This window comes from Rhodoferax sp. U11-2br (genome assembly GCF_018619435.1).
Taxonomy (GTDB): domain Bacteria; phylum Pseudomonadota; class Gammaproteobacteria; order Burkholderiales; family Burkholderiaceae_C; genus Rhodoferax.
This window is the reverse complement of sequence record NZ_JAHFZF010000006.1, coordinates 152,674-167,973: the sequence shown is the minus strand read 5'-3', so window position 1 is coordinate 167,973 and position 15,300 is coordinate 152,674. Positions and strand designations below refer to the sequence as shown.

Genomic DNA, 15,300 nt, shown 5'->3' with positions numbered 1-15,300 from the left:
TCCACGAGTTTTTACCTCTAGCGACCCGCCCCATGGAACTACTGACCGACCCGAACACTTGGATTGCCTTCTTCATGCTTGCCGCACTGGAGATTGTGCTGGGCATCGACAACATCATTTTCATCAGCATCCTGGTGGGGCGCCTGCCGCCCGAGAAGCGTGACCTGGCGCGCCGCCTGGGTCTGGCCTTCGCCATGGTGTCGCGGATTGCGCTGCTGTTCAGCCTGGCCTGGGTGATGACACTGACCGAGCCACTGCTGACCGTGCTGGGGCAGGAGATCAGTGGTCGTGACCTGATTTTGCTCGGTGGTGGCCTGTTTCTGCTTTACAAGGCCTCGCACGAGATTTTCATGGAAGTGGAAGCCCAGGAGAGCAACGAAACCCAGTCCGGTGTGGACAGTGTCAAAGCCGGTGCCGGGATATTCTGGGGCACGATTGTGCAAATTGGTGTGGTCGACATCGTGTTTTCGCTGGACTCGGTGATCACAGCGGTGGGCATGGTCGACAACATCGGTGTGATGGTGGCGGCGGTGATCGCCTCGGTGGCGGTGATGATGTTTGCCGCCAAACCGATTGGTGAATTTGTTGACAAACATCCCTCGATCAAGGTGCTGGCACTGGCCTTCCTGACCATGGTCGGCACACTGCTGGTGGCCGAGGCCTTTGACGTGCATGTGCCCAAGGCCTATGTCTACGTGGCCATGTTGTTTTCACTGACGGTGGAGGCGCTCAACATCCGCGCGCGCACTAAGCGCCAGGCACGCAGCTAAGGCAACTGGCTGGCTTTGCGTCAGCTCAGCAGCAGCCGGTCAACTTCAAGGCCAGCCCGGCTACGGCGCACGCGGCCATCACCCGTAGCATGCCCAGCTTGTAGCGCAACAGCGCCAGCGCAGCCAGTGCCGCCAGGGTCAAGGCGGGCAGGTCGACCATCACGCCCCACAGGCTTTTGGCCCCGCTGCCCTGGGCCACATGCACCAAGAAAAAAAGCGCCAGGCTGGCCATCACACCCACCACGGAGGCGGTGATGGCGGTCAACGGGGCTGTGAAGTGTTGCTTGCCGTGGGTCGACTCCACCAGCGGGCCACCGGCCAGGATGAAAATGAACGACGGCAAGAAGGTGAACCAGGTCACCACCGTGGCGGCCAACAGCGCACCCGCGAGCAGGGCCTGCGGACCCAGTACCTGCTGGCTCCAGCCGCCCAGAAAACCGACAAAAGCCACCACCATGATCAGCGGGCCGAGCGTGGTTTCACCCAGCGCCAGGCCGTCCATCATCTGCGGGCCGCTGAGCCAGCCAAAGTGTTCCACACCGCCCTGATAGACATAAGGCAGCACCGCATAGGCGCCACCGAAGGTCAGCAACGCGGCTTTGCTGAAAAACCAGCCCATCTGCGCCAGCGTGCCGCTCCAGCCTTGCCAGGCCACCAGCAGCACCATTGGCAGCAGCCACAGCGCCGCACCCGCCAGCAGCACCCGGGCCAGCCGCCAGGGTTTGAAACGGGCGTGCTCGGGTGTGGGGCAGTGGTCATCAATCAGATAAGCGGTGTGGGCCTGTTCTGGTGCGATGCTGGCCTGCGCCGTGCCGCCATGGCTTGGCGTTTTGGAAAACTGGTCCATGTCCCGGCGTTGAGCCAACCAACCGGTCAGTGCCGCCACCAGCACCACCCACGGAAAAGACACGTTGAGCCAGGCCACGGCCACAAAACTCATAGCAGCTACCGCCCATAAAACGGGGGCTTGCGCCGGTTTTTTTAATGTGCGGCTGCCCATGCGGTGCACTGCCTGCAGCACAATCGCCGCCACGGCGGGTTTGATGCCATACAGCAGGCCCGCCACCCAAGGCAAGGTGCCAAAGGCCACATAGACCCAGCTCAGCCCCATCAGGATAGCCAGCGAGGGCAGCACAAACAGCAGCCCGGCCAGCACACCGCCCCAGCTGCGGTGCATCAGCCAGCCGAGGTAGGTGGCCAGTTGCTGCGCCTCGGGCCCGGGCAGCAGCATGCAGTAGTTCAGTGCGTGGAGAAAGCGGGCCTCGGAAATCCAGCGTTTGTCCTCGACCAGCGTGCGGTGCATCAGCGCAATCTGCCCGGCCGGCCCCCCAAAACTGATGAAGCCGAGTTTGAACCAGAAGCCCAAGGCCTCGCCAAACGGCACCTGGCCAAGCGGTGCGGCCTGGTGCTCATGCAGCCCCATGGACGTTGTTGGCGGGCGGCGTGGCCGTTGCGCTCAGCGCTGCTCGAGTGTGGGGTAGTCGGTGTAGCCCTTGGCGCCACCACCGTAGTAGGTGTTGCGGTCACCTTCATTGAGCGCGCTGCTGTGGCGCAGGCGCTCCACCAGGTCGGGGTTGGCAATGTAGGCGCGGCCAAAGGCAATCAGGTCGGCGCCTTCACGCACCGCTTGTTCGGCCAGCGCCTTGTCCAGGCCGTTGTTGACCATCCAGGCGCCTTTGCCACCGGCCGCACGGTAGGCGCGGCGCAGGCCGGTGTAGTCAAACGGGCGGTCTGAGAGCTCGCGCGGGCCACCGGTGGCGCCTTCGATGATGTGCACATAGGCCAGCCCGAAGCCCGCCAGCTCACGCACCAGGTAGTCAAACAGCGGCTGCGGATCGGGGTCAAATGCGTCGTTGGCCGGGGTCACCGGCGACAGGCGGATGCCAACGCGCCCGGCGCCAATGGCCCCGGTGACGGCGCGCACCACTTCGAGCACCAGCCGGGCGCGGTTTTCGATGCTGCCACCGAAGTCGTCACGGCGGATGTTGGAGCCGCTTTTCAAGAATTGGTCGAGCAGGTAGCCGTTGGCAGCGTGGATCTCCACCCCGTCGAAACCGGCGGTTTCCACCGCGTTGCGGGCGGCGGCGGCGTAGGTGTGCACGATGTCGGGCAGCTCATAGGCTTGTAACGCACGCGGCTCGGAGGTGTCGACAAAGGTCGGCACCCCGTCGGTGATCAGAACCGTCTTGGCATTGGCGCGGATCGCTGACGGGGCCACGGGCGAACCGCTGTTGGGTTGCAGGCTGGTGTGGGAGATGCGCCCGACATGCCAGAGCTGCACCACGATCTTGCCGCCCGCAGCGTGTACCCGTTTGGTGACCTGTTTCCAGCCATCGATCTGCTCGCTGCCGTACAGGCCGGGCACGTCAGCGTAGCCCTGACCTTGGTGGCTGATCGCGGTGGCCTCGGTGATGATCAGCCCGGCGCTGGCGCGTTGGGCGTAGTACTCGGCCATCAGCGGGGTTGGGATGGCGTCCGGTGCGCGGTTGCGGGTGAGCGGCGCCATCACGATGCGGTTGGCCAGGTGCAGGTCACCTGCGTGCACGGGATTGAACAAGGTGGCGTGGGTGTGAGGCATGGCAAGGGGTTCCGTTTGACAAGATCAATGGGTTGGGGACAGCTTGGCCACATCGCAGGCCAAGTTGCCCTGGTCAAGCCATTTTGGAGCAAGACGGGCGCTTGCGCCAGTGCGCCAGGCCACCAACGGAGGGAAAGGTCTAACGGGTGAGCTTGTAGACCGAGGTGCCTGCCAGCAGGTTGGGTGCAAAACGTAACACCTCGCCGTCCTGGATGCCAAAGCTGTCGACCACCTTCAAGCCACAGGCGCGTGCCAGCAAGCCCAGATCAGCGTGGGTGCCGACGCGGATGTTGGGCGTGTCGTACCACTGGTAGGGCAGGCGCCGGGTCACCGGCATGCGCCCGCGCAGCACACTCAGGCGGTTGGGCCAATGCGCAAAGTTGGGGAAGGCGACGATGCCGAGCTGGCCCACACGCACCGTCTCGCGCAGCATCACCTCGGCATTGCGCAGGTTCTGCAAGGTGTCGATCTGCAGCACCACGTCGAATGAGGCGTCCTCGAACATCGACAAACCTTCGTCCAGGTTGAGCTGGATGACGTTGACACCGCGTTGCACACAGGCCAGTACATTGGCATCGTCAATCTCGATGCCGTAGCCGGTGCAGCCACGGGTGGCTTGTAAATGCGCCAGCAAAGCACCGTCACCACAGCCCAAGTCGAGCACACGTGCGCCCTCAGGCACTAGTTCGGCCAGGGCCTGGCCAACCACACTGACACTCATGCTGACACCTCCATGCTTTCAAAATAAGAGCGAACAACGTCCATGTAGCGAGGGTCATCGAGCAAAAAGGCATCATGGCCATGGCGTGCGCTGATCTCGGCGTAACTCACCTCGCGCTGGTTGTCCAGCAAGGCCTTGACAATCTCGCGGCTGCGTTTGGGTGAAAAACGCCAGTCGGTGGTGAAACTCACCAGCAGGAATTTGGCTTTGGCACGCCCCAACGCCAGGCTCAGGTTGCCGCCGTAGGCGCGCGCCGGGTCAAAGTAGTCCAGCGCCCGAGTGATCAGCAGGTAGGTGTTGGCGTCGAAGTATTCGGCAAACTTGTCGCCCTGGTAACGCAGGTAACTCTCGATCTGGAACTCGACGTCTTGCGTGCTGTATTTGTAGGCCCCGGCATCCAGGTCGCCAGCGGTGTTGTTGGCCTGCGCCAGTACCGCGTCGCGCAGCTGACGGCCAAACTTCTCGTTCATCACATCGTCACTGAGGTAGGTAATGTGGCCGATCATGCGGGCAATACGCAGGCCGCGTTTGGGCACGGTGCCGTGCTGGTAGAAGTGCCCGCCGTGGAAGTCGGGGTCGGTCACGATGGCGCGCCGCGCTACCTCGTTGAAAGCGATGTTCTCGGCCGTCAGATTCGGCGCGCTGGCAATCACCAGGGCGTGGCGCACCCGGTCGGGGTATTGCAGTGTCCAGCTCAGGGTTTGCATGCCGCCCAGGCTGCCACCCATCACCGCAGCCAGGGTCTGGATGCCCAAAGCGTCGAGCAGCCGGGCCTGGGCGTTGACCCAGTCTTCGACGGTGACCACCGGGAAGTCTGCGCCATAGACCTGGCCGGTGTCGGGGTTGATGTGCATCGGCCCGGTCGAGCCAAAACAGGAGCCCAGGTTGTTGACGCCGATGACGAAAAATTTATTGGTATCGAGCGGCTTGCCCGGGCCGATCATGTTGTCCCACCAGCCCTCGGACTTGGCCTGGCCCGCGTAAACCCCGGCCACATGGTGCGAGGCGTTGAGCGCGTGGCAGACCAGCACCGCGTTGGACTTGGCCGCGTTCAAAGTGCCATAGGTCTCGTAACTCAGCGCGTAGTTGCGCAGACTGGCGCCGCTTTGCAGGGGCAAGGCGGCCGCAAATGACATCGACTGGGGGGTAGCGATCAGTTGCATGAATGAAAAAACCCGGTAGCGCTAAAGGCAAAACCGGGTTGGCTGACATCTTTAGCGGTATTTGTTAAGCGCCCGCAATTCTGGCAAATCGGCGCAACAACAGTATAACCAGACCGTCCGGCCAGCCCGGCTTGGCCGTGCGCCGTGCCAGGCCAGCCTTTGTGATGTTGGATGCCAAATAGGCCTCTAGCCCTTTGAATAAAAGGGCAGACAGCTCCTGTCTTTGTAGTTTTTTCATACATATTGCCGCTGTGTTTCCCCAGAACGTCCAAGCGCCTGAGGTAGCATGGTTCACAGCCCACACGCTTCACCCACCCCGCAGCCCATAGAGAGGAGCGCCATGCCTGTTTTGCACCCGGACCGCCGCCAGCTTTTGGCCAGCGCGCTCGGGCTGTCGCTGGTGGGTTTGGGCGCCTGTGAGCGCGCTGAGCCGCTGGTGCGGGTGGCGACCAACCCTTGGGTGGGTTACACCGGCTTGTTGCTGGCGCGCGAGCTGGGTCATTTCAACAACCCCAGCCTGCGTTTGCTGGAGCTGACCACCGCCTCCGACAGCCTGCTGGCGCTGGCCTCTGACCAGGTCGAGGCGGCGACCCTCACGCTTGACGAATGGCTGGTGGCGCGCGAGGGCCAGCTCGACCTGCGGGTGATCATGGTGTTTGACGAGTCGGCCGGAGCCGATGTGGTGATGGTCCGCCCGGGCATCACCCGCGTGGAGCAACTGCGCGGGCAGCGTGTGGCGGTGGAAGAAACCGCCACCGGTGCGCTGCTGTTGTCGCGCACGCTGGATGCGGCCGGCCTGCGCCCTGACGATGTCATCAAGCTGCCGCTGGCTGGCGCCGCGCAGCTGGCTGCCTATGCCAGCGGTGCGGTGGACGCGGTGGTGTGTTTTGAGCCTTATGCCAGCCAGCTGGCCCGTCAGGGGGCCCACCGCTTGATCGACAGCCGGCGTTTTCCGGGTGTGATCATGGATGTGTTGGCGGTGCGAGCCAGTGCGCTGGCCGCCTCGCCCGAGGTGTTCAAACAGCTGCTGGTCGGCTATTTTCAGGCGCTTGGGGTGTTGCAAAACTCGGCCGCACAGTCTGCCGCCTTGATGGCCCCTGCGCAGGGCATCAGCGCGTTGGAGTTCACGGCGGCGCTCAAAGGGGTGCACCTGATGAGCCTGGACGACAACCGCCGGTTGCTCGATGCGGCTGCCCCGGGACTGCGACCGATGGCGCAGTCGGTGGCGACCCTGATGCAGCGCTCCGGGCTGCTCAAGCAGGTGCCGCTGCTCGACGGTGTGATGGATGGACGGTTTTTGCCTGCGCCTGATTGGAGAGCTTGAGATGCGTTTTCCCTGGAGTCTGAAATGGGCCTTGCCGCTGGCGCTGGCCAGCCTGTTGCTGATTTTCAGCAGTTTCGCTACCTGGCACAGCCTGAGCACTCGTTTGACCAACCTGACACAGACAGCACGGCAGGACGCGCTGGACCATGTCTCCCATCTGGCGCGTATGGCGGAACAGGGGTTGCAAACCAGCACCGCGATGGTGGCCTCCGATCTGGCGCAGACCAGCACCGACCCGCGGGTGCTGGCGGTGCTGATCCTCGACGAGCAGGGCCGGGTGCTCATGGCCCACCGCAAGGCCTGGGTGGGCAGTGCGGCCAAAAGCCTGTTGCCCGACTTTGACGATGGCTGGCGCCTGCAGGTGATTGCCGGGCGGCTGCCTCAGGTGCGCACCGAGGAGGATGGGCTGCGCCTGGCTGTGCTGCAGCCGTTTGAGTTGCCTGCCGCCAGCAACGAGGTGCGCAGTTCGCGCTGGGGTTCGGTGTTTTTGGAGATGGACCTGGATCTGGCCTGGCAGCAGGCCCGCTACGAAACCTTGTTGTCGCGTCTGCCCTGGCTGGTGCTGGCCCTGCTGGTGTTGCTGGCCGTGGGCCTGTTGCTGCGCCGGTTTGTCGCCCAGCCTTTGCAGGCACTGGCAGATGCGGCAGGCTGTCTCAAACAGGGGCAGCTGAGCAGCCGCGCGGTGGTGCAGGGGCCGCTCGAAATTGCCGCATTGGCGCGTGACTTCAATGACATGGCGCAAGCCATTGAAGACGCCCAAAAAGCACTGATCACCAGCGAGGAGCGCATGAGCATCACCCTGCACTCGATTGGTGATGGCCTGATCGCCACCGACGCCCGTGCCCGCATCACCTTGATGAACCCGGCCGCTGAACGTTTCACCGGTTGGGCTTTGGCAGAGGCCCGCGGCTTGCCGATCTCGGACGTGTTTGTGATTGAGAGCGAGATCACCGGCCTGCCCGCCGAGATTCCGGTGAAACGGGTGCTGACCGAGGGCACGGTGCTGGGGCTGGCCAACCACACGGTGCTGATTGCGCGGGATGGCACCCGGCGCGATGTGGCCGACTCGGCCGCGCCGATCCGCAACGCCCGGGGCGCCATCGAGGGGGTGGTGCTGGTGTTTCAGGACGTGACCGAGCAGTACCGCATGCGCCGCGCACTGGCCGACAGCGAGCAGCATTACCGTACCCTGGCCAACACCGGGCAGGCGCTGGTCTGGACCGCCGGGCTGGACAAAAAATGCAATTATTTCAACAGCGTTTGGCTGGCCTTTACCGGCCGCACGCTGGCCCAGGAGCTGGGCGACGGCTGGGCTGAGGGCGTGCACCCGGACGACCTGGCGCACTGTTTCACCACCTATGTGGCGGCTTTTGAGGCGCGCGAGGCCTTTGCCATGGAGTACCGCCTGCGCCATGCCAGCGGCGAGTACCGTTGGATTCTGGACCAGGGCAGCCCGCGTTATGACAGCCAGGGGCGGTTCTTGGGCTACATCGGACATTGCCTGGACATCAGCCAGGTCAAGCAGGCAGAAGCCCAGGTGGCGCATCTGGCCTACCACGACGCCCTCACCGGCCTGCCCAACCGGGCGCTGTTTCAGGACCGCCTGACCCAGGCGGTGGCGGCGGCGCGGCGCAACCAGCGTGTGGGTGCGCTGATGTTTGTGGATCTGGACCATTTCAAGCGCCTCAATGATGTGTACGGCCATGCGCTGGGGGATGCGGTGCTGAAGGAGGTGGCCGGTCGCTTGCAGTTCTACCTGCGCCAGGAGGACACGGTGGCGCGTCTGGGTGGGGACGAGTTTGTGGTGCTGCTGCCCGCGCTGGCGGCCGAGTCTGACGGTGCTGCCACGCTAGCACGGGCGGTGGCTGACAAGATCCGGCTGGCGCTGGAGGGGCCGATTCTGATCGACGGCACCAGCTACCACACCGCCGCCAGCATGGGGGTCACGCTGTTTCCCAAACACAACGAGTCGGTGGATGACCTGATGCGCGAGGCCGACATCGCCATGTACCGCGCCAAGGAACGTGGCCGCAATCAGATCTCCTTCTTCCAGGTTGACATGCAGCAGACCGTGACCCAGCGTTATGCACTCGAGCAGGAACTGCGTGAGGCGGTGTCGCAGCAGGCTTTTGAGCTGTTTCTGCAGTCGCAGGTGAATGCCGACGGTGAGGTCATCGGTGCCGAGGCGCTGGTGCGCTGGCGCCACCCGACGCGTGGCCTGGTGGCACCGGCCACCTTCATCCCGCTGGCCGAGGAGTCGCGTCTGATCCTGCCGCTGGGTGACTGGGTGCTGCAGCAGACCTGCCAGGTGCTGGCCCGACTCGAGGCGGCTGGCCACAGCCTGCATATCGCCGTCAACGTGAGCCCGCTGCAGTTTGCCCAGCCGAACTTTGTGACCCGCATTCGCGACATTCTCAAACAAACCGGGGCCGACCCGACTCACCTGACGCTGGAAATCACCGAGGGTCTGCTGGTGGAGCACATGACCGAGACCATGGGCCGTATGGCCGAGCTCGCGGCGCTGGGCATTCGTTTCTCGATCGACGACTTTGGCACCGGCTATTCGTCGCTGTCCTACCTCAAGCGCCTGCCGCTGTACGAGCTCAAGATTGACAAGAGTTTTGTCCAGGACCTGCCAGAAGACCCCAACGACGTGGCACTGGTCGAGACCATGCTGGCCATGGCGCAACACCTGCATCTGAGTGTGGTGGCCGAGGGTGTGGAGACCGCAGCGCAGTTCGAGTTCCTGAAGAACCGAGGTTGCAGCCGGTTTCAGGGTTACCACTTTCACCGGCCGCAAGACCATCGCGAGTGGTTTGAGGCCTTTGCCAAACCGTCGCAGCTGGCGCCCCAGTAGCCACCTCCAGACGCACCATGCCCCGATTTGCTGCCAATCTGACATTCCTGTTCACCGAGGTGCCGTTTCTGGACCGCTTCGAGCGAGCAGCACGTGCCGGGTTCTCTGCGGTGGAGTTTTTGTTTCCTTATGCCTGGCCCGCCAGCGAGATCAAGGCGCGACTCGACGCCTGTGGCCTGCAGCTGGTGTTGCACAACCTGCCCGCAGGTGACTGGGACGCGGGTGACCGGGGCCTGGCCTGCCATCCAGGGTGCCGTGAGGCGTTTCGCGCTAGTGTGGCCACCGGCATCCGTTACGCCCAGGTGCTGGGTGTGCCACAACTCAACTGTCTGGCTGGCAGGGTGCCTGCTGGTGTGAAGGAAGCGCTGGTGCATCAGACCCTGGTGGAGAACCTGCGTTACTGCGCGGGCGAATTCAAAGCGGCTGGGCTCAAGATGCTGCTGGAGCCGATCAATACCTTTGATATGCCCGGGTTTGTGCTGAACCACACGGCCCAGGCCGTGGCGGTTTTGGATGAGGTGGGTGCCGACAACGCGTTTGTCCAGTACGACATCTACCACGCCCAGCGTATGGAAGGTGAGCTGGCGGCCACACTACAACGGCACCTGGCGCGCATCGGACACATGCAGCTGGCTGACAACCCAGGCCGCCATGAACCCGGCACTGGTGAGATCAACTTCGCCTTTTTGTTCAAACACCTCGATCAGATCGGCTACACCGGCTGGATCGGCTGTGAGTACCACCCGCTGGCCCAGACCGAAGGCGGGCTGGGTTGGTTGCAAAACCTCAGGCGAAGCTAATTTGATAGCTATCTGCCCTTGTTTTGAAAGGGCTAGAGGCACTTTTGACGTATAAGTGGCCGGGTTGGTCGGTTCGGCCAGCTCCGCCACTGACTCGTCGGTTCAGCGCACCAACATCACCCCAGCAGCGCCCACAAGCCCAAGCCCGCAAAAATCAGCGCCGAGACAACATGCACCACACGCAGTGGCACCAGGCGTGTCATGCGTTCGCCGAGCCAGACCACCGGCGCATTGGCCAGCATCATGCCCACCGTGGTACCGGCAATCACCGCATAGTAGGCTTGGTACTGCGCTGCCAACATCACCGTGGCGATCTGGGTCTTGTCCCCCATCTCAGCCAGAAAAAACGCCACCACCGTGGTGCCGAATACACCAAAACGTGGTTTGGCGGGGGTGTCGCTGTCATCGATCTTGTCGGGAATCAGCATCCAGACGGCCATCGCGATGAACGAGGCACCCAGTACCCAGCGCAGCACGTCTGGCCCGATCACGGTGGTCACCCAGGCTCCGGCGGCCCCGGCCAGGGCGTGGTTGACCAGGGTAGCGACAAAAATGCCCAGGACAATCGGCCAGGGCTGGCGAAAACGCGCCGCCAGAATGAGGGCCAACAGTTGGGTTTTGTCACCCATCTCGGCGAGGGCAACGATGCCGGTGGATACAAAAAAGGCTTCCATGAGGGTCTCCGGCCGGACAAACAAAACCAATGACTGCGCAGCATCCCCGGCCAAAAACGGAGGCGCGCAGCCAAAGGTCTCGCCAAAATCCTGTTGCAGGACTCTGCTTGCGCCATGTTGGCCGATGCTGGCCAGACAAGTCTGTTGACGCAAGCCCCTCTCAATAAAGAAGGGCGGCTACTCCCCAATGACAGCGCGCATTGTAGGGGTATCGCGCTGGCACCCGTCCCGTGTGTCTTCTTGATCTGTTGGCGGGCGGGGCTTGCGCAGGGACTGCCAAGTCAACAAGTGTCAACTTTACGTTGGCTTCACCGCAGCGACATGACACATCGTGGGGCATGGGGCAACATCACGGACTTTGGACGCGGCGTGTCCCGCTGCCCTGTCCTGTCTGTACTTCACTGTGAATGGATCCATTTTGAACGTCTTGCGCTTTTTCCAGCTGTGCCCATCGAAGGGGATGGCGAGTCTCGTTTTGGCTGGCCTGACCGGTCTGGGGGCCATCCAGGTCAGCCACGCCCAGAGCCTGCCCGCCACTGCCCTGGCTGGGCCACGGACCACGGCGCTGCCCGACATGACCAGCATCGTGGCGCAGTTTGCGCCGACCGTGGTGAACATCAGTGTGCGCGGAACCCGCAAGGTGTCGACGGCGGGCACCACCGCGCAGGACCCTGGCAATGAGGCTGAAAGATCCCAGGAGGATGATGCGGTGAGTGACTTTCTGCGCGGGTTTCAGAAACGTTTTGGTGGTCTGCCATCGCAGCTGAACATTCCTGTGCGTGGAGAGGGTTCCGGTTTCATCGTCAGCGCGGATGGTGTGATCCTGACCAACGCGCATGTGGTGAGTGATGCGGAAGAGGTGGTGGTCAAACTGACTGACCGCAGAGAGTTCATGGCCAAGGTTCTGGGTACGGACAAGCGCACCGACATTGCGGTGCTGAAAATCGATGCCCGTGATTTGAAGGCCGCACCCACCACCTCGTCGACCCCGCCGCAGGTCGGCGAATGGGTGCTGGCCATCGGCTCCCCCTTTGGGTTTGAGAGCACGGTCACGGCGGGGGTCGTCAGCGCCACCCGGCGTTCCTTGCCGGGTGATGGCTCGGTCTCGTTCATCCAAACGGATGCGGCCGTCAACCCAGGCAATTCGGGTGGGCCGCTGATCAATATGCGTGGCGAGGTCATTGGCATCAACTCCCAAATCTTTACCAAAACGGGGGGATATCAGGGCCTGTCGTTTGCCATCCCGATGGCGGTGGCGCAGCGTATCCAACAGCAGATCCTGAGCACCGGCAAGGTACGCCACGCCAAGCTGGGTGTGGAGGTGCAGGATGTCAACCAAACATTGGCGGAAGCTTTCAAACTGGGCAAACCGGCCGGAGCGCTGGTGCTCAATGTGGAAAAAGGTAGCGCGGCCGAACGGGCTGGTCTGCAGGACAGCGATGTTGTGCTGGCGGTCAACGGCAAGGTGATCGAGTTTTCAGGCGACCTCTCTGCCAGCGTGAGTTTGGCGCAGCCAGGTGACCGTTTGGAACTGAATGTGTGGCGCAAGGGAGCCACGCGCACGATGCAGGTCCAGCTGGGTGATGCGACCGTGCCGGTGACCCAGTCGGTAGCCAACGCCACCGTCGCATCCAGACCGGTGGAACGGCTCGGTCTGCTGTTGCGTCAGCCGAAAGTAGCTGACAAACCCGGACCCACCAGCGACACGGGCTTGCTGATTGAGGGTGTGGCTGCTGCGGCTGACCGAGCAGGTGTTCAACCCGGTGATCTGCTGCTGGCGATCAATGGCCAGACCGTGAGCACGTTGGCCCAGGTCGACACGGCGGTGCAGCAGGCCGGCAAGTCGGTGGCACTGCTGGTGCTGCGCGATGGTGTCAAGATCTACCTGGCACTCAGGCTGGCTTAGGCGCATCACCCAGCAGCTGGCCTCCAAATCCCTCAAAAAAGTGCACACGGTTGCGACCTTCGCCCTTGGCCTGGTACATCGCGGTATCTGCCCGTTGCAAGATCTGCTCCTGGCTGGTGTCGTGGTGTGAAAACAGAGTGACGCCGATGCTGGCTGTGCAGAGGTGTCCCACTTCGCGGGTTTGGTAACCGGTGTCGCAGAAGGTCAGAACATAGGGTGCGGCCAAGCTCGCCAGTATCTTGGCCGCAACAGCCTGAGCTTGTGTTGAGGACGCGCCAGCATCGACCGCCAAGTCGGTCAGCATGACCACAAATTCATCACCACCAATACGCGCCACGGTGTCGACCTCGCGCACGCAGGCTTTCAGGCGCCGTGCCAGTTCGCTCAACAACATGTCCCCCAACTCGTGGCCATGCCGGTCATTGAGCGGTTTGAAGTTGTCCAGGTCGATGTACATCATGGCGCCATAACATCCGCTGCGCCGACTGGCGGTGATGGCCTGGGCGAGCCGGTCGATCAGCAGTCTCCGGTTGGGCAGCTGTGTCAGTGCATCGTAAAAAGCCATGTGTCTGACCTGCAGCTCCATCTCATGGCGGTCGGTCACGTCCTCAAACACCACGTAGGCTTGCGCCAGCTTGCCGTCTTTGAACAAGGGCATGGCACTGACCAGCAGCCAGACGTAATCGCGTTCAGGCACAGCAATGCCCATGATCACGTTGCGCACCGGTTGGCCGGTCCTGAGTGCCCTCGAAATGGGATGTTGTTCACCGGGAAAATCGCTACCGTCTTCGTGGATGGCATGCCAGCGCGGGTCGGTGGACGTGGTGCCTTGCAGCTGGTCCAGTGTCAGGCCCAGCAGCCGCTGCGCCGCCGGGTTGGCCGAGGTGATGACACCGTCGAGATTTTCATAGAGGACGCCGGTGGGCAGGGTCTCGAACAAGGTGCGGAACATGTCTTCGCTGGCCCGCAAAGCCTCTTGGGTGGCCTTTTGATCCAGGGCAATGCTGACCAAGCGGGCAGACTGCTCGATCAGGGCAATGTCATGGGGTGCGGGTGAATGGACCTGGCGGTGGTAAATGGCGAAGGTCCCCAGCACCCGCCCGCTGGCGGACAGCACTGGCTGCGACCAGCAGGCGCGCAGCCCCGCTTGTTGGGCCAGGGCCTTGTAGTTGGCCCAGTAGGGGTGGGTGGCGATGTCTTCCACGATGACACGTTCACCGGTGGTGGCGGCCGTGCCGCACGAGCCCTGGCCAATACCTATGGGCATGCCCACCAGAGCCTGGTTGTAAAAATCGGGCAGGCTCGGTGCGATGGATCGCTCCAGATGCCGTCCTTGGCTGTCGAGCAAAAGAATGCTGCACAGCATGGCCGGGTGCAGCTGCTCCACCCCTAACACCATCGCGTGCAATAGATCTGCCAGGCTGGCATCACCCGTCATCAGCTCCAGGACATGACCGCGAAACTGCTCTAGGCGTTCGGTCAGCTTGATGGTGCTGATGTCGGTATAGGTGATCACCGCGCCGTTGTGGGTGGGTAAGTGCACCGGCCGCACGACCATGCTGAACCAGCGCTGCTGGTCGGGCGAAGCCGCGGGGTAGTCCAGACAGAACTGGGTTGAGCGACCTGCCAGCACCGACTCAACACCCTCGCGCACCAGTGCCAATGTTGGATCGGTGTTGATATGTGTGATGCCACAGGCTTGCAGGTAGTTGGAACCGACGTCGGTGTTTGGCGCAGCTTGGCAGGTTTGAGGGCTGTTGCCCAGGGCAAAACGCCGCCATTGTTCATTCACTGACAGGATGGTGCCTTGGTGATCAATCACCGCCACCCCGGCCGCCACCGAGTCTAGGATCAGGTTTTGAAACGTAGCGCTGTTGTCCTGGTCGTGCTGATCCAACTCGACCCCATGGGCAAGCCCGTTGGCGGCTGCCCCCCGACGCGTCAGCAGTGCGCTGGCCAACACTGAAAAAACCGCTGCCATCAGGGTACCCAGCAGCACATAGAACACGCCATCACGTGTGAGCTGTGACAGGCGCTCCTGCAAGGCCGCGGTCTGGCTTGGCTGAATGGCAAGCAGAGCTTCCTGCTGGCGGCGTGTCAGATCCCAGACCAAGGCTGACAGCGTCAGGGCGACGCACAGCACCGTACCGGTCACCAGTTGACGGCGCAAACTGCCCAGCAGCAGGTGGTGCAGGAAATCGCGCATCAGCAGCTTTCAATCGGCCGCATGGCCACCCCAAACGCTCTGACATTGCGGGCCACCACGTCATGACGGCGCTTGGCGAATCTTCCGGTCGGCAGCTCGGTTACCCACATCTCCTGGCCTTGGGGCGCTGCCTGGGCGTGGGTTCGCTGACGCAGTGGCCCGTTTGCGCCTGCGCCAACCGGGGTCTTTACCCGCTTGTTGCGCAGTGACGTCCCATTTGAAACGGGCTGGCAGGAACACCGTACAACGGCCATCAGTGCAGCGCCTCCTTTGACCAGTTGTTGCAAGTCTTTCATGTGCC

11 protein-coding genes and 1 riboswitch are annotated in these 15,300 nt (G+C 62.8%); of the genes, 5 read left to right on the top strand and 6 right to left on the bottom strand.

The annotated features are described in order from the left end of the window. Nucleotides 1-32: 32 nt before the first annotated feature. Nucleotides 33-770, top strand: a complete 738-nt coding sequence (locus KKO72_RS06175) for a TerC family protein (RefSeq protein WP_214936499.1) — start codon at nt 33-35, stop codon at nt 768-770. Nucleotides 771-795: 25 nt separating this feature from the next. Here KKO72_RS06175 and chrA read toward each other — a convergent pair whose 3' ends face one another. The 4 genes from chrA to KKO72_RS06155 form a co-directional block, all read right to left on the bottom strand. Then, on the bottom strand, nt 796-2,193 hold the full coding sequence (gene chrA / locus KKO72_RS06170; RefSeq protein ID WP_214936497.1) for a chromate efflux transporter: 1,398 nt from the start codon (nt 2,191-2,193) through the stop codon (nt 796-798). Nucleotides 2,194-2,226: 33 nt separating this feature from the next. Further along, nucleotides 2,227-3,348: an alkene reductase gene (locus tag KKO72_RS06165; protein ID WP_214936495.1), complete on the bottom strand. Its 1,122-nt coding sequence runs from the start codon at nt 3,346-3,348 to the stop codon at nt 2,227-2,229. A 139-nt stretch (nt 3,349-3,487) separates the two neighbouring features. Beyond that, a complete protein-coding gene (gene metW / locus KKO72_RS06160; protein ID WP_214936493.1) occupies nt 3,488-4,069 on the bottom strand; it encodes a methionine biosynthesis protein MetW in 582 nt (193 codons plus the stop codon). After that, entirely contained in the window at nt 4,066-5,232 is a 1,167-nt protein-coding gene (locus KKO72_RS06155) for a homoserine O-acetyltransferase (protein ID WP_214936491.1), read from the bottom strand. The genes metW and KKO72_RS06155 overlap by 4 nt, the downstream gene beginning before the upstream one ends. Before the next feature lie 340 nt (nt 5,233-5,572). On the opposite strand from KKO72_RS06155, the gene KKO72_RS06150 reads away from it, so the two are divergent. The 3 genes from KKO72_RS06150 to hyi are packed head-to-tail and all read left to right on the top strand — an operon-like array spanning nt 5,573 to nt 10,213. Then, the gene (locus KKO72_RS06150) at nt 5,573-6,556 is read left to right on the top strand and encodes an ABC transporter substrate-binding protein (RefSeq protein WP_214936490.1); all 984 of its coding nucleotides are present in this window, start codon (nt 5,573-5,575) and stop codon (nt 6,554-6,556) included. A 1-nt stretch (nt 6,557) separates the two neighbouring features. Then, nucleotides 6,558-9,413, top strand: a complete 2,856-nt coding sequence (locus KKO72_RS21250; protein ID WP_214936488.1) for an EAL domain-containing protein — start codon at nt 6,558-6,560, stop codon at nt 9,411-9,413. 17 nt (nt 9,414-9,430) lie between these two features. Further along, nucleotides 9,431-10,213, top strand: coding sequence for a hydroxypyruvate isomerase (hyi, locus tag KKO72_RS06140; RefSeq protein WP_214936486.1), 783 nt, complete (start codon nt 9,431-9,433; stop codon nt 10,211-10,213). A gap of 116 nt (nt 10,214-10,329) precedes the next feature. Here hyi and KKO72_RS06135 read toward each other — a convergent pair whose 3' ends face one another. Further along, entirely contained in the window at nt 10,330-10,887 is a 558-nt protein-coding gene (locus KKO72_RS06135; protein ID WP_214936484.1) for a TMEM165/GDT1 family protein, read from the bottom strand. Between the two features lies 1 nt (nt 10,888). After that, nucleotides 10,889-11,085: riboswitch (yybP-ykoY riboswitch) on the bottom strand. 262 nt (nt 11,086-11,347) lie between these two features. On the opposite strand from KKO72_RS06135, the gene KKO72_RS06130 reads away from it, so the two are divergent. Then, entirely contained in the window at nt 11,348-12,793 is a 1,446-nt protein-coding gene (locus tag KKO72_RS06130; RefSeq protein ID WP_214936482.1) for a Do family serine endopeptidase, read from the top strand. Here the strand turns inward: KKO72_RS06130 and KKO72_RS06125 are convergent. After that, nucleotides 12,780-14,999: a diguanylate cyclase domain-containing protein gene (locus KKO72_RS06125; RefSeq protein WP_214936480.1), complete on the bottom strand. Its 2,220-nt coding sequence runs from the start codon at nt 14,997-14,999 to the stop codon at nt 12,780-12,782. The genes KKO72_RS06130 and KKO72_RS06125 overlap by 14 nt on opposite strands. Nucleotides 15,000-15,300: the final 301 nt, after the last annotated feature.

What these genes read in the sequence shown, in the direction of transcription:
- KKO72_RS06175 (WP_214936499.1), top strand. Translation starts at nt 33, where the DNA reads ATGGAACTACTGACCGACCCGAACACTTGGATTGCCTTCTTCATGCTT.
- chrA (WP_214936497.1), bottom strand. Translation starts at nt 2,193, where the DNA reads ATGGGGCTGCATGAGCACCAGGCCGCACCGCTTGGCCAGGTGCCGTTT.
- KKO72_RS06165 (WP_214936495.1), bottom strand. Translation starts at nt 3,348, where the DNA reads ATGCCTCACACCCACGCCACCTTGTTCAATCCCGTGCACGCAGGTGAC.
- metW (WP_214936493.1), bottom strand. Translation starts at nt 4,069, where the DNA reads ATGAGTGTCAGTGTGGTTGGCCAGGCCCTGGCCGAACTAGTGCCTGAG.
- KKO72_RS06155 (WP_214936491.1), bottom strand. Translation starts at nt 5,232, where the DNA reads ATGCAACTGATCGCTACCCCCCAGTCGATGTCATTTGCGGCCGCCTTG.
- KKO72_RS06150 (WP_214936490.1), top strand. Translation starts at nt 5,573, where the DNA reads ATGCCTGTTTTGCACCCGGACCGCCGCCAGCTTTTGGCCAGCGCGCTC.
- KKO72_RS21250 (WP_214936488.1), top strand. Translation starts at nt 6,558, where the DNA reads ATGCGTTTTCCCTGGAGTCTGAAATGGGCCTTGCCGCTGGCGCTGGCC.
- hyi (WP_214936486.1), top strand. Translation starts at nt 9,431, where the DNA reads ATGCCCCGATTTGCTGCCAATCTGACATTCCTGTTCACCGAGGTGCCG.
- KKO72_RS06135 (WP_214936484.1), bottom strand. Translation starts at nt 10,887, where the DNA reads ATGGAAGCCTTTTTTGTATCCACCGGCATCGTTGCCCTCGCCGAGATG.
- KKO72_RS06130 (WP_214936482.1), top strand. Translation starts at nt 11,348, where the DNA reads ATGGCGAGTCTCGTTTTGGCTGGCCTGACCGGTCTGGGGGCCATCCAG.
- KKO72_RS06125 (WP_214936480.1), bottom strand. Translation starts at nt 14,999, where the DNA reads ATGCGCGATTTCCTGCACCACCTGCTGCTGGGCAGTTTGCGCCGTCAA.